The organism is Actinoplanes philippinensis, assembly GCF_900113015.1.
GTDB lineage: Bacteria > Actinomycetota > Actinomycetes > Mycobacteriales > Micromonosporaceae > Actinoplanes > Actinoplanes philippinensis.
Map to the genome: position 1 here is coordinate 1 of NZ_FONV01000032.1, position 23,580 is coordinate 23,580.

21 protein-coding genes are annotated in these 23,580 nt (G+C 69.0%); 14 read left to right on the top strand and 7 right to left on the bottom strand.

Translation table 11 applies throughout. From position 1 onward, the window contains the following. Positions 1–282: 282 nt before the first annotated feature. The 5 genes from BM290_RS44700 to BM290_RS44720 all read left to right on the top strand — a co-directional run bounded on the left by BM290_RS44700 (position 283) and on the right by BM290_RS44720 (position 4,305). Positions 283–777: a hypothetical protein gene (locus BM290_RS44700; RefSeq protein WP_143134193.1), complete on the top strand. Its 495-nt coding sequence runs from the start codon at positions 283–285 to the stop codon at positions 775–777. Between the two features lie 202 nt (positions 778–979). Further along, complete coding sequence (locus BM290_RS44705; RefSeq protein WP_093622099.1) at positions 980–2,146, top strand: DUF6042 family protein; 1,167 nt, start codon at positions 980–982, stop codon at positions 2,144–2,146. 602 nt (positions 2,147–2,748) lie between these two features. Further along, positions 2,749–3,240, top strand: coding sequence for a DUF6188 family protein (locus BM290_RS44710; protein ID WP_143134194.1), 492 nt, complete (start codon positions 2,749–2,751; stop codon positions 3,238–3,240). A gap of 37 nt (positions 3,241–3,277) precedes the next feature. Then, entirely contained in the window at positions 3,278–3,634 is a 357-nt protein-coding gene (locus BM290_RS44715; protein ID WP_093622101.1) for a hypothetical protein, read from the top strand. 131 nt (positions 3,635–3,765) lie between these two features. Then, positions 3,766–4,305, top strand: a complete 540-nt coding sequence (locus tag BM290_RS44720; RefSeq protein ID WP_143134195.1) for a hypothetical protein — start codon at positions 3,766–3,768, stop codon at positions 4,303–4,305. Between the two features lie 783 nt (positions 4,306–5,088). Here BM290_RS44720 and BM290_RS44725 read toward each other — a convergent pair. Genes BM290_RS44725 through BM290_RS44735 form a run of 3 tightly spaced genes read right to left on the bottom strand, consistent with a single transcriptional unit; the run spans position 5,089 to position 6,476 of the window. Next, complete coding sequence (locus tag BM290_RS44725; RefSeq protein WP_239144121.1) at positions 5,089–5,640, bottom strand: TetR/AcrR family transcriptional regulator; 552 nt, start codon at positions 5,638–5,640, stop codon at positions 5,089–5,091. Then, positions 5,637–5,963, bottom strand: coding sequence for a DMT family transporter (locus BM290_RS44730; RefSeq protein ID WP_093622103.1), 327 nt, complete (start codon positions 5,961–5,963; stop codon positions 5,637–5,639). The genes BM290_RS44725 and BM290_RS44730 overlap by 4 nt, the downstream gene beginning before the upstream one ends. A gap of 57 nt (positions 5,964–6,020) precedes the next feature. Next, positions 6,021–6,476: a hypothetical protein gene (locus BM290_RS44735; protein WP_093622104.1), complete on the bottom strand. Its 456-nt coding sequence runs from the start codon at positions 6,474–6,476 to the stop codon at positions 6,021–6,023. 312 nt (positions 6,477–6,788) lie between these two features. On the opposite strand from BM290_RS44735, the gene BM290_RS44740 reads away from it, so the two are divergent. Further along, a complete protein-coding gene (locus BM290_RS44740) occupies positions 6,789–7,961 on the top strand; it encodes an MFS transporter (RefSeq protein ID WP_093622105.1) in 1,173 nt (390 codons plus the stop codon). Positions 7,962–7,969: 8 nt separating this feature from the next. Here BM290_RS44740 and BM290_RS44745 read toward each other — a convergent pair whose 3' ends face one another. Continuing rightward, complete coding sequence (locus BM290_RS44745; protein WP_093622106.1) at positions 7,970–9,238, bottom strand: alpha-hydroxy-acid oxidizing protein; 1,269 nt, start codon at positions 9,236–9,238, stop codon at positions 7,970–7,972. Between the two features lie 403 nt (positions 9,239–9,641). Here BM290_RS44745 and BM290_RS44750 point away from each other — a divergent pair, with 403 nt between their 5' ends. From BM290_RS44750 to BM290_RS44755, 3 genes are all read left to right on the top strand, one after another. Beyond that, a complete protein-coding gene (locus BM290_RS44750; RefSeq protein ID WP_093622107.1) occupies positions 9,642–10,238 on the top strand; it encodes a TetR/AcrR family transcriptional regulator in 597 nt (198 codons plus the stop codon). A gap of 61 nt (positions 10,239–10,299) precedes the next feature. Further along, the gene (locus tag BM290_RS47910; protein ID WP_143134196.1) at positions 10,300–10,587 is read left to right on the top strand and encodes a hypothetical protein; all 288 of its coding nucleotides are present in this window, start codon (positions 10,300–10,302) and stop codon (positions 10,585–10,587) included. Then, positions 10,587–13,814 carry an NACHT domain-containing protein gene (locus tag BM290_RS44755; RefSeq protein ID WP_143134197.1) on the top strand — a complete coding sequence of 1,076 codons (3,228 nt, stop codon included), beginning with the start codon at positions 10,587–10,589 and terminating at the stop codon, positions 13,812–13,814. Before BM290_RS47910 ends, BM290_RS44755 begins: the two co-directional genes overlap by 1 nt. Here BM290_RS44755 and BM290_RS44760 read toward each other — a convergent pair. Together BM290_RS44760 and BM290_RS44765 are read right to left on the bottom strand one after the other, a co-directional pair. Next, complete coding sequence (locus BM290_RS44760) at positions 13,805–14,470, bottom strand: GNAT family N-acetyltransferase (RefSeq protein WP_307837989.1); 666 nt, start codon at positions 14,468–14,470, stop codon at positions 13,805–13,807. The two genes, BM290_RS44755 and BM290_RS44760, sit on opposite strands and share 10 nt — an antisense overlap. Before the next feature lie 76 nt (positions 14,471–14,546). Then, positions 14,547–14,954: a VOC family protein gene (locus BM290_RS44765; RefSeq protein WP_093622110.1), complete on the bottom strand. Its 408-nt coding sequence runs from the start codon at positions 14,952–14,954 to the stop codon at positions 14,547–14,549. An 87-nt stretch (positions 14,955–15,041) separates the two neighbouring features. Between BM290_RS44765 and BM290_RS44770 the strand changes: the two genes are divergently transcribed. After that, on the top strand, positions 15,042–16,052 hold the full coding sequence (locus BM290_RS44770) for a helix-turn-helix transcriptional regulator (RefSeq protein WP_093622111.1): 1,011 nt from the start codon (positions 15,042–15,044) through the stop codon (positions 16,050–16,052). Here the strand turns inward: BM290_RS44770 and BM290_RS44775 are convergent. Beyond that, complete coding sequence (locus BM290_RS44775; protein WP_093622112.1) at positions 15,996–16,946, bottom strand: LacI family DNA-binding transcriptional regulator; 951 nt, start codon at positions 16,944–16,946, stop codon at positions 15,996–15,998. The two genes, BM290_RS44770 and BM290_RS44775, sit on opposite strands and share 57 nt — an antisense overlap. A 193-nt stretch (positions 16,947–17,139) precedes the next feature. Between BM290_RS44775 and BM290_RS44780 the strand changes: the two genes are divergently transcribed. From BM290_RS44780 to narI, 4 genes are read left to right on the top strand one after another with little or no spacing between them, the layout of a single operon-like run. Continuing rightward, complete coding sequence (locus BM290_RS44780) at positions 17,140–20,730, top strand: nitrate reductase subunit alpha (RefSeq protein WP_093622139.1); 3,591 nt, start codon at positions 17,140–17,142, stop codon at positions 20,728–20,730. Then, entirely contained in the window at positions 20,730–22,232 is a 1,503-nt protein-coding gene (narH, locus tag BM290_RS44785) for a nitrate reductase subunit beta (RefSeq protein ID WP_093622113.1), read from the top strand. Before BM290_RS44780 ends, narH begins: the two co-directional genes overlap by 1 nt. Beyond that, positions 22,232–22,843: a nitrate reductase molybdenum cofactor assembly chaperone gene (gene narJ / locus BM290_RS44790; protein ID WP_093622114.1), complete on the top strand. Its 612-nt coding sequence runs from the start codon at positions 22,232–22,234 to the stop codon at positions 22,841–22,843. The genes narH and narJ overlap by 1 nt, the downstream gene beginning before the upstream one ends. After that, a complete protein-coding gene (gene narI, locus BM290_RS44795) occupies positions 22,840–23,574 on the top strand; it encodes a respiratory nitrate reductase subunit gamma (protein ID WP_093622115.1) in 735 nt (244 codons plus the stop codon). Before narJ ends, narI begins: the two co-directional genes overlap by 4 nt. Positions 23,575–23,580 lie beyond the last annotated feature (6 nt).

The window sequence follows — 23,580 nt, forward strand, 5'->3', positions numbered from 1 at the left end:
GCTTCGACGTCATGCTGATGTGCTCTCCTCAGGGCCGTCCAGGAAGAGTATCCCCTGGTAGACGGGCTGTCTCACATCAGCGTGACAGGGAGGGCCAGGCGGGTTCGCCATCCGTTTCACCGCCGGCAGCGCGCCCGGGCCGTCGCTGGGTCCGGATGCGGTCCTGACGACACCGTGGCGGCACGCGCCCTTGGGCAGAGACCGGGCCAAACACGCCTTCTCGGCGGCAGTTGAGTGAAGGCTCGATATCGATAAGCGCTAACACCGGTGGACAATGTGCAGGTGACTCTCGCCGGCCCGCACCTGGTCCATGATCTGGTCGTTGCACTGGACTACGGACAGTTCGGCATCTATGGCGGCTATCGTCCACATGTCGACTACATGGATCTTCTAGCGAGGGCCCAATCAGGTCCCGGCATCGCCAGCTACGAGTGCGGCGCGGTGATCCTCTCTCCGCACCAGAACAATTTTCGTATGCCGCTGCGTATCGAGGTATGGCACCAACGGCCACCCGACGACGAAAGCAGCTGGGAAGAGATCATGGAGTGCCAGCTGGCGGTGGAGACCGGCGAGCTGCGCTATGAGTCGCCCGCCGTCGCCGTCACGGCAGTGTGCCAGATACCGAACGGGCAATACGCGCTACGAGTCTGCGGCCGGGGGTTTGTCAACCGCGGCTGGCCGGGTTCAACGGAACCGGGTGACGTCTGGCGGATACAGCTTTGGCCGATCGCTGACGAGTTCGCTGACCGAAGGGTCAAGGCTTGGCAATCCGCGTAGCGTCGACGGCGGGTCCGCCGTAGAGCACCTTGTCAGCGGCAAATGAGTGCAGCCTTAAGAGAATCGCAAACCGGCCTGGTAAGTAGGCTCCATGGCGCATCGCCCGTCGGTTGTCATGCCGGCCTTCAAACGATTCGTCGATCTAGGCGACTTTGTAGGGCTTTGGACGGCTGGGCCCTGGCAACCTTGTTACGTTTCCGTCGTGCGCGTATTCGAGATCGACGGGTACGACCCGGAGTTCAGCACGCTCGTCCTTCGAGACCCGGCGGGATATGAGTCTGCTGGGCCTGGCGAGCTTGACGAACCCGTCGGCACCTTCGCCGGGGCGGGGGCCGGGTGGTTGGCCGCCGCGACAAACGGTCGAAGCGACTCGCTGCGGCTTGAGGCGTACGACAACCCGCCTTCCGTCAGCGAGGCGGTGTTCGACGACGAGATGGAGACGCCCTACCACTCGATCACCGGGCGGCTATCGCTGACGGCCATGACGGCAGGCATCGGCGGACGGAGCGTGCTCGAGTTGGGCGACAGAGGTGTGTATCGCGCACGCGTGACTCGGCGCGGGGGTGCCGCCGACGGTGACCACTGGTTGCTTCAATTCTGGCCGAGCCGGTCCTCGGCCTTGCCCGTATGGCGTTCACGCAGTCGGCCCGCTGTGGGACACGGTAAGAACGGCTGGCGGAACGAGCTACCCGCGCCGATCATGGATGTTCGCCGCATGGTCGGCGCGGTGATCGCTGAGTGGGGCCGGTCAGTGAGCGTCGAAGACGTCGACGAGTGGACCCGTACCCACCGTCATCCGTCGGATTGGTTGAACGCACCGCTGTGGCGGCCGGTCAGCGAGCCGCTGGCCACCGGACACGCCGACCGTGATCGGGCAGTGGCGGATCGGCACGCGCAGACATTGGCCCGGTTGGCCGCGATGCGGCGACGGGTCGACGAGATCGCGGCTGAACTTCGGGTACCTCGGGTCCGAAGCAAGCCGGATGTTCTGCCACTGCTGGCCGCTGCCGGGCTGCTGGTTCGCGACGAGGCTGATCGGTACAGCCTCGGACGGCCCCAGCGGGTGGATACGGTTTTGTCGTTGCCACCCGAACGTGCCCGGTTCGTGCAGCAGGCCGACGCTCGCAGCCGGTATCAGCAACTTGCTGAAGACGTGCTGGCAGTGTTGCGCTGGACACCGGAAGTTCAGCTGGAGACCACGCCCGCAGAACTCGCTGAACGCCTGCTGGCCACCAAGGACCAGATACACGACGTCCTGAAATTCGCCGAACACACCGGGCTGCTGCGTATCACCATGCAGCAGCAGCGACTGTTGCTCGCTGCTGAGATCTCGTCCGCGCAAGGAGCCCCTACAGCCAACCCAGGATGACCCGCCCGTCCGCCGTGGAGAATTGCCGATATGCGGCAATTGAGTGCACGTCTGACCAGCTTCAGAGCGGCGACAAGACCATCTCGACGTGTCGAGCTGCCGCCACGTAATCCACCACGAACTGCGGCAACCAGGAGCCAGGCCGAAATGCTATACGATCTTCGCGGCCGTAGCCCGATCGGTAAACCGACGCAGCCAGCTTGAGGGCTCCCGAGAGTGATCCCCATACGCGGCAAATGAGTTGAAGCGGTCTTGAGATACACGGGCCAGCGATCGCCTTATCTGGTGGAAGGCTCGGCGCCCAGGCCGCGGTACCCGCCGAGGTAGGCAGCCATCGTTGCCGTCAGGAGCAGCGAGTCGGACGATGCCAGATGGGGCTGAAGCTCAGTTGAGTTAGTCATGCTTCACGCTTCGACCGGTCGAGGCGGGCCCTGATCGTCCGGGATCCTCCGCCTACCTGGCGCCTACTATTCGGGTGCCGGGCGGCGGTGCACCTTCGTGAGGTTCTCCCCGAGCGATGATCGCCGCTCGGCACCTGATCAGCTGCCACCACATACGCTCACGGCGGCAGCTGAGTAAGCCGCAGAAGGCATAATCGGCTCGTGCCTCCAGCGTTTGAAGATGTCGATCTGGCCAATCGGCTGCTACATGCTGTTGTCGGCTCCCGGCTACTGGCCTTCCGCATGGGTGGAGGTGTACGGCTGGAGTTTGACGACGATGCCTATCACGAGCTCACGATTGAAGGCTCGCTGCGATTCGTCCGTGCTGACGGTCCCGAACGGCATGGCGAACCCATCAGTCTCGACGCGGCCGAGCAGCTCATTCAGTCGCTGAACACCCCAGTTATGGCGGCAGCGGTCGATCCGCACGGCACGTTGACGGTCACTTTCGGCAACGCCAACCTCGTGGTGCCCTATGACGAGATGTACGAAGCCTGGCAGATGCGCTCCGATCAAGGGCTCCTGATGGTGAGCACGCCTGGCGGCGACCTCGCGATCTGGAAGCCCGAAAACGATGGCCCGACCGGCGCTGACCGTCCCGGCGACAGCAGACGCGCACGGACGTCGGCATTTGAGGGCTTCTCGTTCGGTTGAGCAGTGGCGGACCGGACTGTTCATTTATTCTGGGATTGTGATTGAAGCGGGTAGTCGGCGGCGAAGCCAGCCAGCACCGCCCCATGTCGTCCTCGAAGCACTGACCGAACCGAATCGGGACCCCGCACGTCGATGGCTATTGCTCCTGAAGGATGAGCAGCCACCGCAGGTGATCGCTGCTGAGCGACCGAATTTTGTCGTGTGGTCTTCGCTGTGGGCGAAGCGGGCCGACGCGCAGATCCGATTCGACTTGTCAGCCGACGGCAGTGGTACCCGGCTGGGTTGGGCCCTTTTCGTCGTCGAGCCGCTGCCAGACTTCTCAAACCTTGGGCACATGCGCAAACGGATCAATGAGCTGATCAATGCGAATTTGCGGTTCACGTTCGGACAGTAGCCCGCCAGGCTCGTCCTTCCGGTCAGCGCGCAGCGTCGAGACAGACGCGAAGCCGGATCGCGGCTACTTGAAGAGGACGGCCGCCTATCGGGAAGGACGGAAGATCTCACACAGGGAGGCCCGCCTCAACAATGGGCGACAAGCCGTCGACTCAGCTCGGCGAACAGCGCCGACGGTCCGGGCGTTATCAGGCCTATGATCTTGCCATGAGGCTGAATCGAGTCGTGACGGCAACACTTTCGTTGATGACCCTGGCGGCCTGCTCCGATGACGCGCCGGGTCAGCCGACCGGCACCGTCGTGACCTACTCCTGCTGCAACGAGACGGATATCGACAAGCAGTACCGGGCTGGCGAAACTTTCAGCCTGCACTGGGCGGTAGCCGCGCAGGAGGGAACACCCGGATCCTTTGCCCCCGAATTGAACGCGCGACTGGTTGGCCCCTTCTATAACGTCGCGGAGCTGAAGAAGGCCGCGACAGGGACCACGGCGTCCGAGTCATTTGCTGCCACACCCCTTCATCCATCCGATTCGCTGGCGGACAGGCCGGTAAGCAGCATTGTCATACCCTCCGACGCCGAGCCCGGCTACTACAACCTGATCTTCTCCGAGCAGCGAGGAGGCAGCAAAGTCGAGGGCGCAAGCATCGTTCGCATCATGGCAGCCGGGTAGTGCATGAGATCACCGCCGACAGTTTCCAGCCCGCATTCACTTAGCAGTTCAAACGCACTCTCGTCGGCAGTTCAAAGAGTCACCGATCGAAGATGCTCTACCGGAGGCGGCCGTCTTGCGACCAGCGGTCGGGTGTTGATCGGCAACTGCGAGTCATACTCGGTACTGTGAATGACCTGTTTGACCAGGCGGCAGCTGAGGCGGCAGAGGCTGCTGGCGAATGGTCTACCGCGATTGCCCTGGTGGGCGCGTATGCAGAGTGCTATAGCCAGGATCCTCACCGGCATAACGCCCACCTATGGCACATCGATCTGCTCGCGAGATCTGGCCGCCTACAGCAGCTGACGGAGTACGCCGTGACCGACGTCCACGCCCGGCGGAGACTTCGGCGCCTTCGGTCTGAGGCGGGCAGTTCCGATCCCGAGCCGGTGATTTAGACGCCGATGCGCGACGCACTCAACTCGGCAGATCCGCGCACCACGGCCCGAGACTTCGGTGACTTATCGTAGTCGGCGAACGATCAAGGCCTGCTCCAGCCGTGCGTACCGACGCCGATGGTTGCTGTGTGCTTGCTGGTGTACGCGGCTCTTCACTCCACGGCGTACGCCGACCGGTGGGGAGCCGATGAACCTCGCGTCCGGCCGGCGGCGGTTTCGGGAGGGCTGCGTGCGCCGGGATTCAGCCCGGCGGTCGCCGGACGGCCTTGCGCCGGGCAGACGTCGCGGGGGAGTTCCGGGACGGGGTGGTGTGGTCGGGGAGTGGTGGCCGTACCGAATCGCGGTTTTATGAACTTAGTTTCCTGATTGCGGATGTCAGGCGTTCAGCGTCCAGCTCCGTGTCGCTGACCAGGGCCTGCAGGATGAAACCGTCCAGCAGGGCGCAGATGTCGCGGGCCTTCGCGGTGCCGACCGAGGTCACGAGGGTTTCCGGCATGTCGTTCAGCCAGGCCTCGGCCAGCGGGCGGAGAGCTTGGTCGCGGGCCGCCGCCACGAACAGCTCGTACTCGATGCGGACCTGACGGCGATCGGCCAGATACTCCTGGACCAGCTGGGTCAGGGCTTCGGGCATGTCGGGCGCTGTGCGCAGGCGCTCATCCCAGGTCTGGAGCTCGGTCTGCAGCGCGTCCAGGGCGTGCCTCAGGCCGGCCGCGATCAGGTCGTCGAGAGTCGGGTAATAGTAGGTCGTCGCACCGAGTGGCAGGCCGGCGCGGGCTGCCACCGCGCGATGGGTGGTGCGGCCCACACCGTTCTCGGCGACGACCTCCATGGCGGCCGCGGCCAGGGCTGCCTTGCGGGCCTCGGGGTCGCGGGCTCGCTGGGTGCGGCGAGCGGTCAATGGGCGCCGCTGGTGTTGAGATTGAGCATCACGACTCCGCCGATGATGAGGGCAATGCCCGCCACCTTAACGGTCGTGAGTGGTTCGCCGAGGAAGACCGCGCCGATCGCGACGATCGCGGCTGTGCCGACACCGGACCAGATCGCGTAGGCGACGCCCACCTCGATGCTCTTGACCGCCTGTGCCAGCAGGATGAACGACGCGCCGTAGCCGGCGAGCACTGCGAGGGTGGGCCACAGGCGGGTGAAGCCGTGGGTGCTTTTCATGAGGGCGGTGGCGAGGAGTTCGGCGGCGATGGCGATGAAGAGGAACAGGTAGTGCACGGCGGGCCTTCGATCCTAACTTGTACGGATGTACAAGTACGATCGTACAAGAGGGCGTCACTGCAGAGCCAGCGCGACGAAGCCCACTCCGATCGCCGCGCACAGTGCGCCGAGGCCGATGACCAGCAGAGTCACCTGCCAGGCCTGGTAGGCGCCGAGCAGCGCGCCCCGCAGGGTCTCGCCCATGAACGCCGTCTCGCGGAGCTTGCCCAGTTTTTCGTCGTTCTTCGAGTTCTGGCACTCGGCGGCGATCTCCGCATACGTGCGACCGCCCGTCGCCGCGGCCACGTGCTCGGCGATCAGGTCGGAGTAGGCTCGGGCCTCGGCGCCGGTGCGGACCGGACGGCCCGCGTAGGCGCCCAGCGTTGCCGGCAGTCCCGCCTGCGGGAACGAGATGCGCTGCTGCTGGAGTTCGTGGGTGACACCGCGGCGGCCCGCGAAGCCCTGAAAGATCATGATCGGGGCGGCGGCGAGCAGGACCAGGCCGACCAGGCCGAGGATGGTCTGAATCATGCCGCCGAGTCTGGTGCGGAAGCGTTCCGCCGGTCAGGGCCGGACGTCCTCAGCCGCCGTGACGTCCGTGCGATCGCCGAGTGCCCCTAAGCGCGGGAAGCGTCCGCCTCCGGTGCGCCGACCGACGGTTCACCACCCCGGCGACCACCGGGCCGGCCGTGGAAAGCCCGCTTCGCGGGACGGCCGGCGACGGGTCGACGATGCCGGGTTCGTCACCGCAGCCGACGGTGCCGGCCATCATGAGCAGGGCGATCACCGTCGTACGATCGGCATGCCCCGATTTTGTCAGAGGGTCGGTCTAATGTGCCCCGCATGAACGCCGTGCGCCGTGGCCGGATCGCCACCTCCCTCGTGTTCCTGATGTTCGGGGCCGCGCTCGGGGTGTGGACGGCCCGCATCCCCGCGGTCAAGGAGAGTCTGAGGCTCACCGACGGCCGGCTCAGCGTCGCGCTGCTCTCCTTCGCCGCCGGCTGCATCACCGGGATGGCGCTGATCGGCCGTCTGACGGATCGGTTCGGCAGCTCACGGGTGCTCATCCCGGCCGCCCTGCTGGAGGGCGCGCTGCTGATCCCGCCATCGCTCGCCGACGGATTGGTGCTGCTCAGCGTGGCCCTGTTCGTCTTCGGGGCGGTGCACGGCACGCTCAACATCGCGATGAACGCGAACGCCGCCGAGGTCGAGCGGGCCCACGGGCGGCCGATCATGGCGTCGTTCCACGCTCTCTACAGCATCGGCGGGTTCCTCGGCGCGGTCGCCGGCAGTCTGTTCGCGCATGCGGGGCTCAGCGTCGCCGCGACCCTGACCAGCGTCGGCGTGGTCGCCGTCCTGCTGGCCGGCGCCGCGGCCAGGTGGGTTCTGCCGTCGTCGCCGGCACCGGCGAACACGACGGCCGCCGACGAGCCCGCCACGGCGGGGCGCCGGCCGCTGTTGGTCTTCTTCGGTGTCGTGGTGCTGTGCACGCTGGTGGGCGAGGGCGCGGCCGCCGACTGGAGCGCCGTCTATCTGCGCGAGGATCTCGGTGCTTCGGAGGGCTTTGCGGCGTACGGGTATGCGGCCTTCGCCATTCTGATGACCGCCGGACGGCTCGTGGGTGACCGGACAACCACCCGGTTCGGGCCGGTGACGCTGATCCGGGCCAGCGGTCTCGTCGCCGCGGCCGGTCTCGGTCTGTGCCTGCTGCTCGATCACCCGGTCGCCGGGGTGGCCGGGTTCGGTCTGCTGGGCCTCGGGGTGTCGTGTGTCGCTCCGCAGTTCTTCTCCGCGGCGGCGGGCGTGGACCCGCGGCGTGCCGGGCAGGCGCTGTCGACCGTGGTGAGCATCGGTTACGTCGGTTTCCTGCTGGGGCCGATCGCCATCGGGGCCGCGGCGACGTTCGTGGGGCTGCCGGTGGCGCTGGGCATTCCCGTGGTGCTGGCCGTGTTCGTGGCACTGAGCGCGGGCAGTCTCCGGTTCGGCGAGCGGGCCGAGCGACCAGCCACCGCCTGACCGACGTGTCAGGCGGCAATTCCGGTCAGCAGATTCGGCGTGATCGCGGCGATGTCAGGGGTGCCGGTCAGGGCCATGGTCAGGTCCAGTTCCGCGATCACGTTGCGGATCACGTCTTCGACACCGCTCTGGCCGGCGAGGGCCAGGCCGTACATGTACGGGCGGCCCAGCAGCACGGCGTTCGCGCCCAGGGCCAGGGCGGTGAAGACGTCGGCGCCGGTGCGGATGCCGCTGTCCAGCAGGACCGTCGGTTCCGGGCCGAGTGCGGAACGAATGGTGACCAGCGCGTCGAGGGAGGCGATGGAGTTGTCGACCTGTCGGCCACCGTGGTTCGACACCACGATGGCGTCCGCGCCGACATCGAAGGCCCGGCGGGCATCGTCCGGGTGCAGGATCCCCTTGAAGACGATCGGCAGTCGGGTGCGGGACCGGAGGGTGGCGAGATGATCCCAGCTCAGGCCCGGGTTCGAGTAGATGTCGAGGAACGTCTCCACCGACGCCCTCGGCAGCGGCGAGCGCAGGTTCGCCCAGAAGCGGCCCGGATGATTGCGGGTCATCGCCAGCAGCGTGCGGATCGCTCCGAGCGTGACCTCGGGTTTCGGCGAGGGCAGCCCGGCCCGTTCGGTGGCTATCTGCGTGAAACGGGGATCCGAGGTGTACTGGGCGATGCCCTCGCCACGGCTGAACGGCAACGAGCCCAGGTTGAGATCCTGCGGACGCCAACCGAGGACGGTGGTGTCCAGGGTGACGACCAGGGCTCCGGCGCCGATCGCCTCGGCCCGCGCGATCAGGCTGTCGACGAGCTGCTCGTCCTTGCTCCAGTAGAGCTGGAACCATCGTGTGGCGTCGCCCATCGCCGCGGCGCAGTCCTCCATCGGGTTGCAGCCCTGATTGGAGAAGATGTAGGCGGTGCCGGTCGCGGCGGCGGCGCGGGCGATCGTCAGGTCGCTGTCGGTGGCGATCAGCGCGCCGGCCCCGACCGGTGCGAGCAGCAACGGTGTCGAGTGGCGGGTGCCCAGCAGGTCGATCGACAGGTCGCGGTCCACGGCGCCCGACGCCATCCGCGGCACGATCGACCAGCGGTCGAACGCCTCCCGGTTGCGGCGCGTGGTTCGCCCTTCACCAGCGCCGCCGGCAACGTAGGTCCAGGCGCGGGCGCTGGTTGCCCGGCGGGCACGGCGCTCCAGCTCGGCGAAGTCGGCCGGGACGCGGGGGCGCCGGCCGAGGACACCTTGGTGGTAGATCGTGCTCAGACGGGCGAGCCCGGCTCCGGACATCGGCTCCTCCGGGAGTTCGTGCGGGGTTGATCAGGGCTGACGGCGGACTGGTCCGAGATCCGGGAGGTGGCGAGGTTCGGGATTCGGCAGCGGCGAAGTCCGGCAGCGGCGAGGTTCGGTGGTTCGGCTGTGGCGAGGTTCGGTGGTTCGGCTGTGGCGAGGGATTGGTGGTTCGCGAGCGGTGAGGGGTTGGTGGTTCCCGAGCGGCGAGGGTTGGTGGTTCGGAAGGCGGCGGAGGCCGGGCATTTCGGACGAGGTCAGGGCTGAGAGTGCGTGGATGGGTTCAAGTGACCAGAGGGGCGGGGACACGCATATCCGGGACCACCGGGGTTGGCTGACACGCTAAACCAAGTCATCTGACTTGAGAAGTCGGCTGGCTTGGGGTGAAAGTTAGGATCGGCGGGTGACACACGGCGGGGTGCGGGCGGCGCGGCGTGCGCAGGCCGTCGATGCTCTGCTCGACGCGACGCTGGAGAGCCTGGCGACCGTGGGGTTCGCCGCGACCACGACTCGGGGCGTGGCTCAGCTTGCCGGGGTCAGTCAGGGGTTGCAGCAGCACTACTTTCCGACGAAGGCCGCCCTGATCGACGCCGCGATCAACCGCCTGGCCGCCCGGCTGCTCGATGAGGCGTCCCGGCCGGTCGAGGGCAGCACCGAGCGGGAACGAGCCGGGTTGCTGCTGCGCCGTGTGTGGGACAGTTTCCACTCGCCGGTTCTCGCTGTCGTGGCGGAGCTTCTGGTGCTGGCGCGGACCCATCCCGACACCGCGGAGAAGACTGCGGCCACACTGGTGGCGGTCACCGACCGGGTGGTCGCGGTCGCCGAGCAGGCCCTGCCGACCTATGCTCGGGAGCCGCGATTCCGTGAGTCGCTGTTGCTCGCGCTGAGTGCGATCCGGGACGCCACCACGGTGGCGCGCATCCCCGGCACCGCCCGAGCGCTGCCCACCTGCGACACGATCACCGCCGGATTCCTCCGGACACTCGGCGAGCCCGGCTGACGGCCGGGCGCGCCGAGTGCGGCCGGCCGCTGAGCGTGCCGAGGGTGGTGGGCGACCGGGCGTGCCGCTGGCTGTTGGTGGCCGGCGTGCCGACTTCATCCGGTCGCTGAGCATGCGGTGGGCGACCGGGCGTGCCGAGGGTGGTGGGCGACCGGGCGTGCCGCAGGCTGTTGGTGGCCGGCGTGCCGACTTCATCCGGCCGCTGAGCATGCGGTGGGCGGTGGGCGACCCGGTGGGCCGCAGGGCGGCGGATGGGTGCGGCGGCGAAGGCCCGCAGGCGTCGCGGGTGGTGCTCTACCCTCCACATCGGTACGTGCTGCGGAACATCGTGCTCGTGGATGGGAACTGATGGCACCCTCTCCCTACAGTTTGGACGGCGCTCGGGCGATCCTCTCCGGGCCGGATGACGGCTGGGCGCAAAAGCTGGGGGCGCTCCTCGGCGCCGGGGTGCTCGCCGCCGGGCCGGCCGGGGTCGTCGCCGGCTCGGCGGGGCTGCTCACGGTCTGGGGCTGGGTCGACCAGAAGAACGAGCTCGTCGGACTCCTCACCACACTCGTGGGCCTCGGACGGGACAGGCTCCGCGGCGGGCGGACCGCGGACCGGGACGACGTCCTCGCCGCCACGCACACCGCGCTCGTCTACGGGGCGTTCTTCGCCGCGATCCGGGACAGTGTCGGGCCTGTCTACGACCGGATCGGTGTGACCGACGACGACAAGCAACGGCTCACCGACCAGGCCGCGGCGACGCTCGCGCACGACCACCTCACTCGCCCGTTCAGCACGGCCCGTGTGCCGCTGCCGTGGGCCGGGTCCGGGTTCCACGACAACCGGGACACGGCGATCGCCGGGCTCTACCGGGAACTTGCCTCTCTGAGCATCCGATTCTTCCAGCATTTCGCCTGCTGGGAGCGGGCCGAAGTGGACAGCCCGGCGCAACCGCTGATCGAGGACGTCGTCGAGCGGGCGCTGCGGCGGTACGACGCCGAGTACCGGTCACTGGCCGCCGACGTGGGTGAGTTCGAGATCTGGGCGATGCTTGGCGAGCATCGGGCCACCCAGCTCGCGGCCGGACGGGCCGTGGACTCGCTGGCCCGGCTGGAGCGGCTGGTCATCTCGTTCGCGGGCGCCGCCCGGCAGCAGGCCGGCCGGGTACGCCGGGCCAACGCGAACTTCAACCGTGCCGTCCTTGCCGACCCGATCGTCACGGCCGGTGTCTCGGACGACCTGCCTGACCTGGAGATCCCCACGATCGAGGCGGCCTACCTGAGCCCGTCGTTCCGGTGGACGGTGATGGGCGCCGACTCCCGGCCCGCCGACGAGGACTGGTGGAACCGTGCGGGTGTCGAGGGCACCGATCTGGACGCCTTTCTCGCGGCCTATTTCGCGTCACCGCAGAGCCATGAACGGCCGCTGGTCGTGCTCGGGCATCCGGGTTCGGGAAAGAGCATGTTCACCAAGGTCTGTGCGGCCCGGCTCTCCGGCAGTGACGCGTTCGCGGTGGCCCGGATTCCGCTTCGCAAGGTGCCGGACGCGACCGCCCCGGTCTATCGCCAGTTCGCCGACACCCTCGGCCGGGCCACGCAGGGGCACGTGGAGTGGGACGAGCTGAACGAGGCGTCCGACGGCGCCACCAGGGTGCTGCTCATCGACGGTCTCGACGAATTCATGCAGGCCTCCGGGACGTCGGAGTCGAACTATCTGGCGAGTGTCGTCGACTTCCAGCGGACCGAGCGGAAGGTGGGCCACCCGGTCGCGGTGGTCGTCACCTCCCGGACGCTGGTGGCGGATCTGGCCCGCATTCCGGGTGGCTGTCTCGTCGTCAAGCTGGAGGATTTCCGCCCCGAGCAGGTGGAGATGTGGCTCGACATCTGGAGACGGGCCAATCCCCGTCGGGAGCACGGCATTCCCGCAATCGAGTCGGTTCTCTCCTACGGCGGCATGGCCCGGCAGCCGCTGCTGTTGCTGCTGCTCGTTCTCTACGGCGTGTCCAGTGGGCTTCCGGCGATGGCGGAGGAGTCCACACCGGCTCAGATCTACGGTGACATCCTGCGCCGGTTCATCAAACGGGAACTCGGCAAACCGACGGACACCGAAACGGATGCCGGTGAGGAGACGCTGATCCGGGCCGAACTGTGGCGGCTCGGCATCGCGGCGTTCGCCATGTTCAACCGGGGCCGGCACTACGTCGAGGAGGAACTGCTCCTCGACGACCTGCACGCCCTCGATCCGGCGCCGGCCCCGCAGCGGCCCGCGCCGCGACGCGGAATCGCGCTGAACAGCGCCCGCCGGGTGCTCGGCCGGTTCTTCTTCATCCATTCCGCCGAGGCCGGGGAACGGCATGAGGGGCGCAGCTACGAATTCCTGCACGCGACCTTCAGCGAGTATCTGATCGCCCATTTCATCCGGTCGGAACTGGCCGAGCTGTGGGAGTCCCGCGATCGGCCCTCCTCCCAGAACTGGGACGACGACCGCCTCTACGCCCTGCTGTCGCACCACACCCTCGACTCCGGGGCGTCGGCTGTCCTGCCGTTCGTCCGCCAGTTGCACGCCCACCCGGACAGCGTGGCCGGCGCCCGCCGGATTCTCCGCATCCTGATCCGCGAATCCGGGAACCGATGGGGTCCCGGCCGGTTCGGCGCCTACGAGCCGTCTCCCGGTGGATATGTGGAAAGGTTCGCGACCTATACCGCCAACCTGATGCTGCTTCTGCTGGCGGTCGAGGAAATGCCCGTCACGATCGAGTCGATCAGCCCGCCGGGAGCGCCCGCGAGCTGGTGGCCGCGGCTCGTGCGGATCTGGGAAGCGTATCTGGGCCCGGAGCTGCTGGGGCGGATGGCGCCCGACCGCGTTCCGGAGCGGGCGGTCTCCGACGGGGGAAAGGGCGAGGCCCAGCACACCGTCCATGCGCATTGGCTGGCCTCCGATCGGCTGGAGGCGATGATCGCCAACGCGGGACACGGGCTGATGGGATTCGACGTCGACAGCCCGGACCTGGAAATCAACGTGATGGGCCTGGTGGGCCGCGCTTTCACCGAACCGGACAATTCTCTGGAGAGCACCTGGGCGGTCCAGGAGATCCTGGATCCGGCATCCGGCAGGAGCATCGATCACAACGCGCTTCCCGCTCTCGCGGCCTACGTCGCGCAGAACCCCGAGGCCTTCACCCTCGATGAGGTCGAAAGGCTGATGGGCTTCCACGAGAGGGAGATTGCGCGATTCGCCATGCGCTGGTCGAAGGCGATCCTGGTGGCCCAGTATCCGAAGATGTCCGACAACATGCGGGCCAAGCTGATCATCCGGCAGACCGCGACCTATGACCCGCCATTCGTCGCCCTGCTGGCCGGCGTGGTCGTCTGGGGCGACGAGTGGGCCGCCTCCGCCTATATCCTGGAGCGAACCCCCGAACCCCGGCGTTCGTCGGCGCAAGCGCTACGGCCGATGGTCGCCGGAATGGCCGGGTTCGTCGACCCGCGCCGGCAGGTCCTCATCGTGGCGCACGAGCTGGCCCGGCGGGACCGGGAATCGGACGGCGGGCACTCGGACATCGAGGCCGAGGCCGCCGAAGACTATTGGTGAGTTCTGATGCCCAGGTAGGTGAGGGGACCCGGGTCGGGGACGGGCAGGACGGTGAATCCCAGGCGGTCGTAGAAGCCCCTGGCCTTCACATTCGCGGTGAGCATGCCCAGGTGGACACCGGGCGCGTCGACCGTACGCAGGAAACGGTTGATCAGACGACGGCCGAAACCGCGGCCCTGGTAGGCGGGCAACAGGTCGATGTGCAGGTGTGCGGGATATCCGTCGAGCCCGTCGACGAGCATGCGTTCCGGGTGGAAATGCAGGGCGACCATGTCCTGCTCGGGAGTGCGCGGAGGTTGAGGGGGCACCGGATAACGGTCGCCGATCAGCGGAATCCACTCAGCGCGGTAACGGCGTACGAAATCGGCGGTGTCGTCGGTCCCCACGACATAACCGACCACTTCGCCGCCGTCGTCGACAACGAAGGCCAGATGCGGTTCGAGATGGGCATAGGGGCCCGCGAACAGATCGCCCATCAGGTCGTCGCTGGAATACCGGCCGCGGGCGTCGTCGCCGGCGTCGGCCGTGCGGACACAGATGTCGTAAATGGCGTCGCGGTCGGCGGGCCGGTACAGGCGGATTTCGGGCACGACCGGACGATAGGCGGTGGAAACGCTTCCACCACAAGCCTTTGCCGGTACGCATCCCGCCGCCACCGACCGCAACCATCCCGTCCCGCCGCATCCTCGGCGACGGGGCTGCCCGGTTGCGGCCGGCACGGCGCCGCCGGGCTCATGCGAGGGCCCGGCCACACCCCACGATGTCCAGATAGTGCTGGTTGTACATGACGCCGAGGATGTTCCCGAACGGGTCGGTGACCGAGGCCGTGACGTACCCGGGTCCGCGTTCGGTGGGCTTGTCGTGTTCGGTCGCTCCCAGGCCGAGCAGCCGGCGGTAGGCGGCCTCGACGTCGTCGACTGCCCAGTAGACGATCGCCCCCGACGGCGCCCCGGCCGGCGGGTGCGGTGCGAACCTGGCGTTGAGCAGCCCCAACTCGTGCTGGTAGTCGCCGGTCCGCCATTCGAGGTAGGCGCCGTCCCGCACGAAGTAGGGCTCCGCCTCGAAGACCGCTGTGTACCAGGCGCGGGCCGCGGCCATGTCGTCGGCGAGGAAGGTGACGGTGGTGAGTCCGCGAAGCATGTGGGTCGTCCCTTCGGTTGGTGTCGACGTCGATGCTTCCGGATTAAGTGCTCACCTCCTGAGCACTTTTCCTGAGAACCTGACGGCATGCGTGCGGACCGGCTCGTCGCCACTCTCCTGTTCATGCAGACCCGGGGCCGGGTGACGGCCGCCGAGGTCGCCGCCGAACTGGAGGTGTCGGTGGCGACCGCCCGCCGTGACCTGGAGGCGCTGTCCGCGGCCGGTGTCCCGGTCTGTCCGCAGCCCGGACGGCACGGCGGATGGTCGCTGGTCGGCGGCGCCCGCACCGACCTGAGCGGCCTGTCGGCGGCCGAGGCGCGAGCGTTGTTCCTGCTCACCGGCCCGGCTGCGGTCTCCGGTACGGCGCGGACGGCGCTGCGCAAGCTGCTCCGGGCGCTGCCCGCCCCGTTTCGCGCCGACGCCGAGGCCGCCGCCGGCGCGACCCTGATCGATCCGGCGGGCTGGGGTGAGCGGGCGCCGGAGACGCCGGAGGCGGTGGCCCTGCTGCAGGAAGCGGTGGTGGCCCGTCGCCGGATCCGGTTCGTCTACCGGGGGCGTGGTGAGGATGCCGAGCGGGTGGCGGAGCCGTGGGGCGTGATCGACAAGAGCGACATCCACTACCTGGTGGCGGGCACCGTGAACGGCCGGCGGACCTTCCGGGTGGACCGGATGTCCCGGGTGGTCGTGACCGGGGAGACGTTCGAGCGGCCGGCTGATCTCGACTTGGACGCGGCGTGGGACGAGGTGGTCGGCGAGGTCGAGCGGATGCGGTCCCGGACCTCGGCGACCCTGCTGGTCGACCGGCGTTTCGTGTGGGTGCTGCGGGACCACTTCGGCCGCCACTGCGAGGTGGCGGAGATACTCGCCGACGGACGGGCCCGGGTCCGGGTGGGCGCGCCGGAGCCTCGCGATATCGCCCGGACGCTGGCCGGCTGGGGTGCGGCCGTCGAGGTCCTGGACCCGCCCGCGGTGCGCGCCGAACTGGCCCGGATCGGCGCGGAACTGGCCGGCCTGTACCGGCAGCCCGGGAGTGCGTGCGGATCAGGCGGTGGCTCGCAGGACCGGCCGGCTCGGGAAGAGGCGGTCCCGGACGGCTGAGCCGAGGGCGGCCCTCGCGGCGGCCGTGGCGATCAGCTCGACCGGGTGGGTGGCGGTGGACAGGCCGGGGGAGGCGCTGGCGGCGAACGGGATGTCGTCGAAGCCGGTGACGGCCACGTCGTGCGGGACGCGGACGCCGGATTCCGCGAGGGCCCGGAGGGCGCCGAGGGCGGTGGCGTCGCTGACCGTGGCGATGGCGTCGGTGTCCGGCCATCGCCGCAGCACGGCACGCGCGGCGGCACATCCCCGGACCGCGGTGAAGTCGCCGGTCACGACGCGGACCGGCAGGCCGGCGTCACGCATCAGCGCGGTGTAGGCGCGCAGTGGCGCGCGGGCGGCGGCCAGCCACGGTGGCCCGCCGATGAGGGCGATCCGGCGCCGCCCGGTGGTGTGCAGGTGGCGTAGCAGGGCCCCGATGCCGCTCTCGCTGTCGACGTCGATGCCGCCCGCCCCGATCGCGGCGAACCGCCCCCGTAACCGGGCGGGCACGTCGTCGAGCGAGTCGTGCCCGGCCAGCACCACGGCGGCGACGCTGCGGTCGGCGGCGATCCGGTCCAGTTCGGCGGCGGCGGCCAGCGGCAGGTGGCGCAGCGCGACGCCGAGCCCGTCCGGTTCGACGGCGGCGGCCATCGCGGCGGCCGCCCGGGTCACGAACGGGTCGGACAGGATGCCGGCCCGGCGGTCCCGGACGGCGAACAGCAGCCGGGTCCCGGCGCCGCGGGCGAGGCGGCTGGCCACCGGATGCGGCACGTAGCCGACGTCGGCGGCGGCCCGGAGCACGGCGTCGCGGCTGGCGGCGGAGGCCGGTCCGCGCCCGGTCAGGACACGGGACGCGGTGGCGACGGAGACTCCGGCCAGCCGGGCCACCTCGGTGAGTACCGGACTGCGGCTCATGCCCGCCAATATGCAGGACCCGGGCCTGTCGGCCAAGAGCGGGCGGGACCTTGGTCCCGGGTAGAGGGGGACCGGCGGCTCAGGCGGTCCCGTGGGTTGTCGGACAGCCTTGAGGTGCGTCGGGCAGCCGCTCGGCCGAACGTTGAGCCGGCGAAGGAAAACCACCGTGTCACTGGATCCCGGAACCGCCCCTCTGCTGGGCGCACGCCGCTTCCTCACCCGCGAGACGGTCGGCGACCACGGCCGTACGCTGCATCGGGTCGACAACAGCGAGTGGGACGCGTTCTACCGTGACCGCTGGCGCTACGACAAGGTCGTCCGGTCGACCCACGGCGTCAACTGCACCGGCTCCTGCTCGTGGAACGTGTTCGTCAAGGACGGGCTGATCACCTGGGAGCACCAGGCCACCGACTATCCGACGACCGGGCCCGACTCACCCGACTACGAGCCGCGGGGCTGTCCGCGAGGGGCGAGCTTCTCGTGGTACGAGTACTCGCCCTCGCGCGTGCGTCACCCGTACCTCCGCGGTGTTCTCGCCGAGATGTTCCGGGAGGCGCGGCAGCGTCTGGGTGACCCGGTCGCCGCGTGGGCGGAGATCGTCGAGACGCCGCTGAAGGCGCAGGCCTACAAGGCGCAACGTGGTCGCGGCGGGTTCGTGCGGGCGACCTGGGACGAGGCGGTCGAGCTGATGGCGGCGGCGCACGTCTACACGGTGAAGACGTTCGGCCCGGACCGGGTCGTCGGTTTCTCGCCGATCCCGGCGATGTCGATGGCGTCGTTCGCGGCCGGCACCCGTTACCACGCGCTGCTCGGCGGCACCCTGCTCAGCTTCTACGACTGGTACGCGGACCTGCCGATCGCGTCGCCGCAGATCTGGGGCGACCAGACCGACGTGCCCGAGGCCGGCGACTGGTGGAACGCGACCTACCTGATGATGTGGGGTTCCAACATCCCGGTCACGCGTACGCCCGACGCGCACTTCCTGGCCGAGGCGCGCTACAAGGGCACCAAGGTCGTCGCGGTGAGCCCCGACTACGCCGACAACGTGAAGTTCGCCGACGACTGGCTGGCCCCGCACCCGGGCACGGACGGCGCGCTCGCGATGGCGATGGGCCACGTGATCCTGACCGAGTTCTTCCGTGACCGCGAGGTCCCGTACTTCCTGGAATATGTTCGTAAATACACTGACCTGCCGTTCCTGGTGACGATCGTGGACGGCAAGGCGGACCGTTTCCTCACGGCTGCGGATCTCGGCGACGTGGACGGCGAGCACAAGACCGTCCTGATCGACTCTCGAAACGGCGAGTTGGTCACGCCGAACGGCTCTCTGGGCTACCGCTACGGCGAGCCCGGCCGATGGAACCTCGATCTCGGCGACGTCGTTCCCGAGATCGGCCTGAAATCCGGCGAGGCGGTCGAGATCGAGCTGGCCCGTTTCGACATCGGCGACACCGAGGGCGGCGCCACGATCCGCCGCGGTGTCCCCGTGCGCCGGGTCGGCGACCACCTCGTCACCACGGTCTTCGATCTGATCATGGCGACGTACGGGGTGCGCCGCGGCGACCTGCCCGGCGAATGGCCGACCGGCTACGACGACGCCGGGTCCCCGAACACCCCGGCCTGGCAGGAGCGCATCACCGGCGTCGACGCGAAGCTGGCGGCCCGGATCGGCCGGGAGTTCGCCCGCAACGCCGAGCGCAGCAACGGCCGCTCGATGATCGTGCTGGGCGCCGGCGCGAACCAGTGGTTCCACTCCGACATGACCTACCGCGCGTTCATCTCGCTGGTCACGCTGACCGGCTGCCAGGGGGTGAACGGCGGCGGCTGGGCGCACTACGTCGGCCAGGAGAAGGCCCGCCCGGTCACCGGCCAGCAGCACATGAGCTTCGCCTTCGACTGGCAGCGGCCGATGCGCCACCAGGCGTCGACGCCGTTCTGGTATCTGCACACCGACCAGTGGCGCTACGAGCGGGTCCCGGCCGACGAGCTGTCGTCGCCGCTGGGCACCGGCCGGTTCGCCGGGATGGCGTTCGCCGACACGGTCGCGGCCGCGCAGCGGATGGGCTGGAGCCCGGGCCACCCGTTCTTCAACCGCAACCCCCTCGACATCGCGGATCTCGCGAAGCAGCAGGGAATCGAGCCGCAGGAGTACGTCGTCCGCGAGCTGCGGTCCGGCGGTCTGAAGCCGGTCGCCGAGGACCCCGACGACCCGGCGAACTTCCCGCGCTGCCTGACGCTGTGGCGCGCCAACCTGCTCGGCTCGTCGGGCAAGGGCAACGAGTACTTCATGCGCCACCTGCTCGGGGTGGACTCCGGCGCGACCGCCACCGAGTGCGAACCCGGCCATCGCCCCCGCGACGTCACCTGGCGTGACGAGGCGCCGGTCGGCAAGCTGGACCTGCTGACCACGCTGGACTTCCGGATGACCAACACCGGCCTGCACTCGGACCTGGTCCTGCCGGCCGCCACCTGGTACGAGAAGCACGACATCTCGACCACGGACATGCACCCGTTCGTCCACGCGTTCAGCCCGGCCGTCGAGCCGCCCGGTGACGCGCACACCGACTACGACACGTTCCTGGCCCTGGCCGACAAGGTCAGCGAGCTGGCGGTGACGCATCTCGGAACCCGGACCGACGTGCTGGCCGCGCCGCTGCAGCACGACACCCCGGACGAGCTGGCCATGCCCGGCGGCCGGGTGCGCGACTGGAAGTCCGGCGAGTGCGAGCCGGTCCCCGGCCGGACCATGCCGAAGCTGATCACCATCGAGCGCGACTACACCCGGATCGGGACGAAGATGCGTACGGTCGGCCCGCTGATGGAGAAGCTCGGCACCACCACGAAGGCGATCACCGTCGACGTGACGGCCGAGGTCGACTACCTCAAGCACCAGAACGGGGTGATCGACGGCCGCCCGTCGCTGGCCACCGCCGACCGGATGTGCGAGGCGATCCTCGCCTTCTCCGGCACCACCAACGGGCGGATCGCCCACGCGGGCTTCGAGGAGCTGGAGAAACGTACCGGCCGGCGGTTCACCGACCTGATCGAAGGACACGAGAAGGACCGGGTCACCTACCAGGAGACCCAGGAGGCGCCGCAACCCGTCTTCACCAGCCCGGAGTGGTCCGGCTCGGAGAAGGGCGGCCGCCGCTACTCCCCGTTCACGATCAACGTCGAGCGCCTCAAGCCGTGGCACACGATCACCGGCCGCCAGCACTTCTTCGTCGAGCACGACTGGGTGGCCGAGCTCGGCGAGCAGCTGCCGGCCTTCCGGCCGCCGCTCAACATGGCCCGCCACTTCGGCAAGCCCGGCGACGCGGTCGACGGCGGAGTGACGGTACGGTTCCTGACCCCGCACGCCAAGTGGTCGATCCACTCGATGTACCACGACAACGAGCTGATGCTCGCCCTGTCCCGGGGCGGCCCGGTGATCTGGATGAGCGTCCAGGACGCGCAGAAGATCGGGGTCCGCGACAACGAGTGGATCGAGGCCCACAACCGCAACGGCGTCGTCGTGGCCCGTGCCGTGGTCAGCCACCGGATGCCCGAGGGCACCGTCTTCCAATACCACTCGCCGGAGCGCACGGTGAACGTCCCCAAGACCGAGAAGTCCGGCAGACGCGGCGGTTACCACAACTCGATGACCCGGCTGCTCGTCAAACCCACCCACCTGGCCGGCGGGCACGCCCAGCTCACCTACGCCTTCAACTACTACGGCCCGATCGGCAGCCAGCGCGACGAGATCACCGTGATCCGCCGCCGCACGAGTGAGGTGGAGTACTGATGCGCATCCGAGCGCAGGTCGCCATGGTGATGAACCTCGACAAGTGCATCGGCTGCCACACCTGCTCGGTCACCTGCAAGCAGACGTGGACCAACCGCGAGGGCACCGAGTACGTGTGGTTCAACAACGTCGAGACGAAGCCGGGCATCGGCTACCCGAAACACTACGAGGACCAGGACCGCTGGAAGGGCGGCTGGAAACTCGACACCAAGGGCCGGCTGGTTCTGCGCGGCGGCGGCCGGGCCAAGCGGTTGAGCCGGATCTTCGCCAACCCGGACCTGCCGGCCATCGACGACTACTACGAGCCGGCCACCTTCGACAAGGACATCCTGGTCAACGCGCCGGCCGGGCTCAAGGACACCCCGGTCAAGCAGCCGTACTCGAAGCTGACCGGTGAGCCCATGTCGATCGAGTGGGGGGCGAACTGGGAGGACTCGCTGGGCGGCGACTCGGGGAAGGACGATCCGAACTTCCGGAACATGGTCGAGAAGGTCACGTTCGAGTTCGAGAAGACCTTCATGTTCCACCTGCCGCGGATCTGCGAGCACTGCCTCAACCCCGCGTGCGTCTCGGCGTGCCCGTCCGGCGCCATGTACAAGCGCGAGGAGGACGGCATCGTCCTGGTCGACCAGGACCGCTGCCGGGGCTGGCGGATGTGCGTGTCGGCGTGCCCGTACAAGAAGGTCTACGTCAACCACGCCACCGGCAAGGCCGAGAAGTGCACCCTCTGCTTCCCGCGGATCGAGGCCGGGCAACCCACCATCTGCAGCGAGACGTGCGTCGGCCGCCTCCGCTACCTGGGCATTCTGTGGTACGACGAGGAGGCCGTGCTCGCCGCCGCGTCGGTGCCCGAGGAGGAGCTGCTGGACGCGCAGCGCGCCGTCTTCCTCGACCCGTTCGACCCGGACGTGCAGCGGGCCGCCCGCGAGGCCGGCCACCCGGAGGAGTGGATCGAGGCCGCCAAGGCCTCGCCGGTGTGGAAACTGATCAGCGAGTACCGGATCGCGCTGCCGCTGCACCCGGAGTACCGGACGCTGCCGATGGTCTGGTACGTGCCGCCGCTGTCACCGGTCCTGGACGCCGCGGGCGCCGCCGGCCGCGACGACACGAACGCCGACGACATCTTCCACACCATCGACGACCTGCGGATCCCCGTCGCATACCTGGCGTCGCTGTTCACCGCCGGCGACACCGCGGCAGCCGGTGGCGTGCTGATGAAACTCGCCGCGATGCGCGCCTACATGCGGGCCCGCACGCTGGACGGCACCGTGGCGCAGGAACTGCTCGACGGCATCGGCATGACCGGTGCGCAGGTCGAGGCCATGTACCGGCTGCTCGCCATCGCCAAATACGACGAGCGTTACGTGATCCCGGCCGCGCACCGGGGACAGGCCGCGGCGCTCGAGGAACTCGGTGGCTGCTCCCTCGACGGCGAGGGCGGCCCGGGGATGGGTGGCGGCGGTCGTGTGCCGGTCACCATCGCGAGCAGGAGGAACCCGTGATGAACCGCTCGCACCTCTTCCAGCTGGCATCGGTGCTGCTCACCTACCCCGACGAGGAACTGCTGGCGGCCGGCGGCGAGCTGCGCGCCGCCGCGGCCGGCGTCGACGGGTTCGAGCGGTTCGTCGAGTGGCTGCTCACCGGCACCCTCACCGAGGTGCAGCGGCACTACGTCGAGACGTTCGACCTGCGGCGCCGGTCCGGGCTCTACCTCACCTACTACCTGCACGGCGACACCCGCAAGCGCGGGATGGCGCTGCTCATGCTCAAACAGCGGTACCGGGCGCACGGGCTGCGCCTGAACGGCGGGGAACTGCCCGACCTGCTGCCGATCGTGCTGGAGTTCGCGGCCACGGCCGGGCCCGGCGACGGCGAGGCGCCGTTGCGCCAGCACAGGCAGGGCATCGAGCTGCTGAGAGCCGCACTGCACGAGACGCGTACGCCGTACGCCCTGATTCTGGATGTCGTCTGCGACCTGCTGCCGCAACTGACCGACGACGACCGCGCCGCGCTGATGTCCCTCGCCTTCGACGGGCCGCCCGTCGAGACCGTCGGTCTCGACGAGGTGGGCCTCGGCCCCAACCTCGCACCGTATGCGGAGGTGTGCAGATGAGCACCCTGGTCTGGATCGTCCTGCCCTACGCCTGCCTGGCCGTCTTCGTGGCCGGCCATGTCTGGCGGTGGCGGCACGACCAGTTCGGCTGGACCACCCACACCAGCCAGCTCCTGGAGAACCGGCTGCTGCGGCTCGGCTCGCCGCTGTTCCACCTGGGCGCCTTCGGCGTGATCGGGGGGCACGCGATGGGCCTGCTCGTGCCCGCGTCGTGGACCGCCGCCGCCGGCGTCTCCGAGCACACCTACCACCTGGTGTCGGTCACCGGCGGCACGATCACCGGAGTCATGCTGGTGGCCGGCCTGGCGCTGCTGATCGCCCGCCGTTTCGTCAGCGGCCGGATCCGGCGGGTCACCACGACCATGGACCGGATCCTGTACGCGGCGATGGCCGCCATGGTCGTGCTCGGCATGAGCGGCACCGTGGTGATCAACCTGCTCGGCGACGGGTACGACTACCGCGAGACGCTCGCCGTCTGGTTCCGGGGCATCTTCTGGCTCCGGCCCGACCCGGCCCTGATGAGCGACGCCCCGCTGGTGTTCCAGCTGCACGCGATCGGCGGGTTCCTGTTCCTGGCGCTGTGGCCGTTCACCCGGCTCGTGCACGTGTGGTCCGCCCCGCTGGCCTACCTGTGGCGCCCGTACGTCGTCTACCGTGGCCGCCGCACGCCCGCCCCCGCGGCGCAGCCCGCTCCGGCGGCTGTCCGGAAAGTTGTCACACCCTCGTCCTAGGGTGGG

Bases quoted from the DNA above. Each gene is read 5' to 3' on its own strand.
- BM290_RS44745 (WP_093622106.1), bottom strand. From the start codon at position 9,238: ATGTCCGGAGCCGGGCTCGCCCGTCTGAGCACGATCTACCACCAAGGT.
- narI (WP_093622115.1), top strand. From the start codon at position 22,840: ATGAGCACCCTGGTCTGGATCGTCCTGCCCTACGCCTGCCTGGCCGTC.
- BM290_RS44755 (WP_143134197.1), top strand. From the start codon at position 10,587: ATGGCACCCTCTCCCTACAGTTTGGACGGCGCTCGGGCGATCCTCTCC.
- BM290_RS44770 (WP_093622111.1), top strand. From the start codon at position 15,042: ATGCGTGCGGACCGGCTCGTCGCCACTCTCCTGTTCATGCAGACCCGG.
- BM290_RS44775 (WP_093622112.1), bottom strand. From the start codon at position 16,946: ATGAGCCGCAGTCCGGTACTCACCGAGGTGGCCCGGCTGGCCGGAGTC.
- BM290_RS44765 (WP_093622110.1), bottom strand. From the start codon at position 14,954: ATGCTTCGCGGACTCACCACCGTCACCTTCCTCGCCGACGACATGGCC.
- BM290_RS44740 (WP_093622105.1), top strand. From the start codon at position 6,789: ATGAACGCCGTGCGCCGTGGCCGGATCGCCACCTCCCTCGTGTTCCTG.
- BM290_RS44720 (WP_143134195.1), top strand. From the start codon at position 3,766: ATGGGCGACAAGCCGTCGACTCAGCTCGGCGAACAGCGCCGACGGTCC.
- narJ (WP_093622114.1), top strand. From the start codon at position 22,232: ATGAACCGCTCGCACCTCTTCCAGCTGGCATCGGTGCTGCTCACCTAC.
- narH (WP_093622113.1), top strand. From the start codon at position 20,730: ATGCGCATCCGAGCGCAGGTCGCCATGGTGATGAACCTCGACAAGTGC.
- BM290_RS44735 (WP_093622104.1), bottom strand. From the start codon at position 6,476: ATGATTCAGACCATCCTCGGCCTGGTCGGCCTGGTCCTGCTCGCCGCC.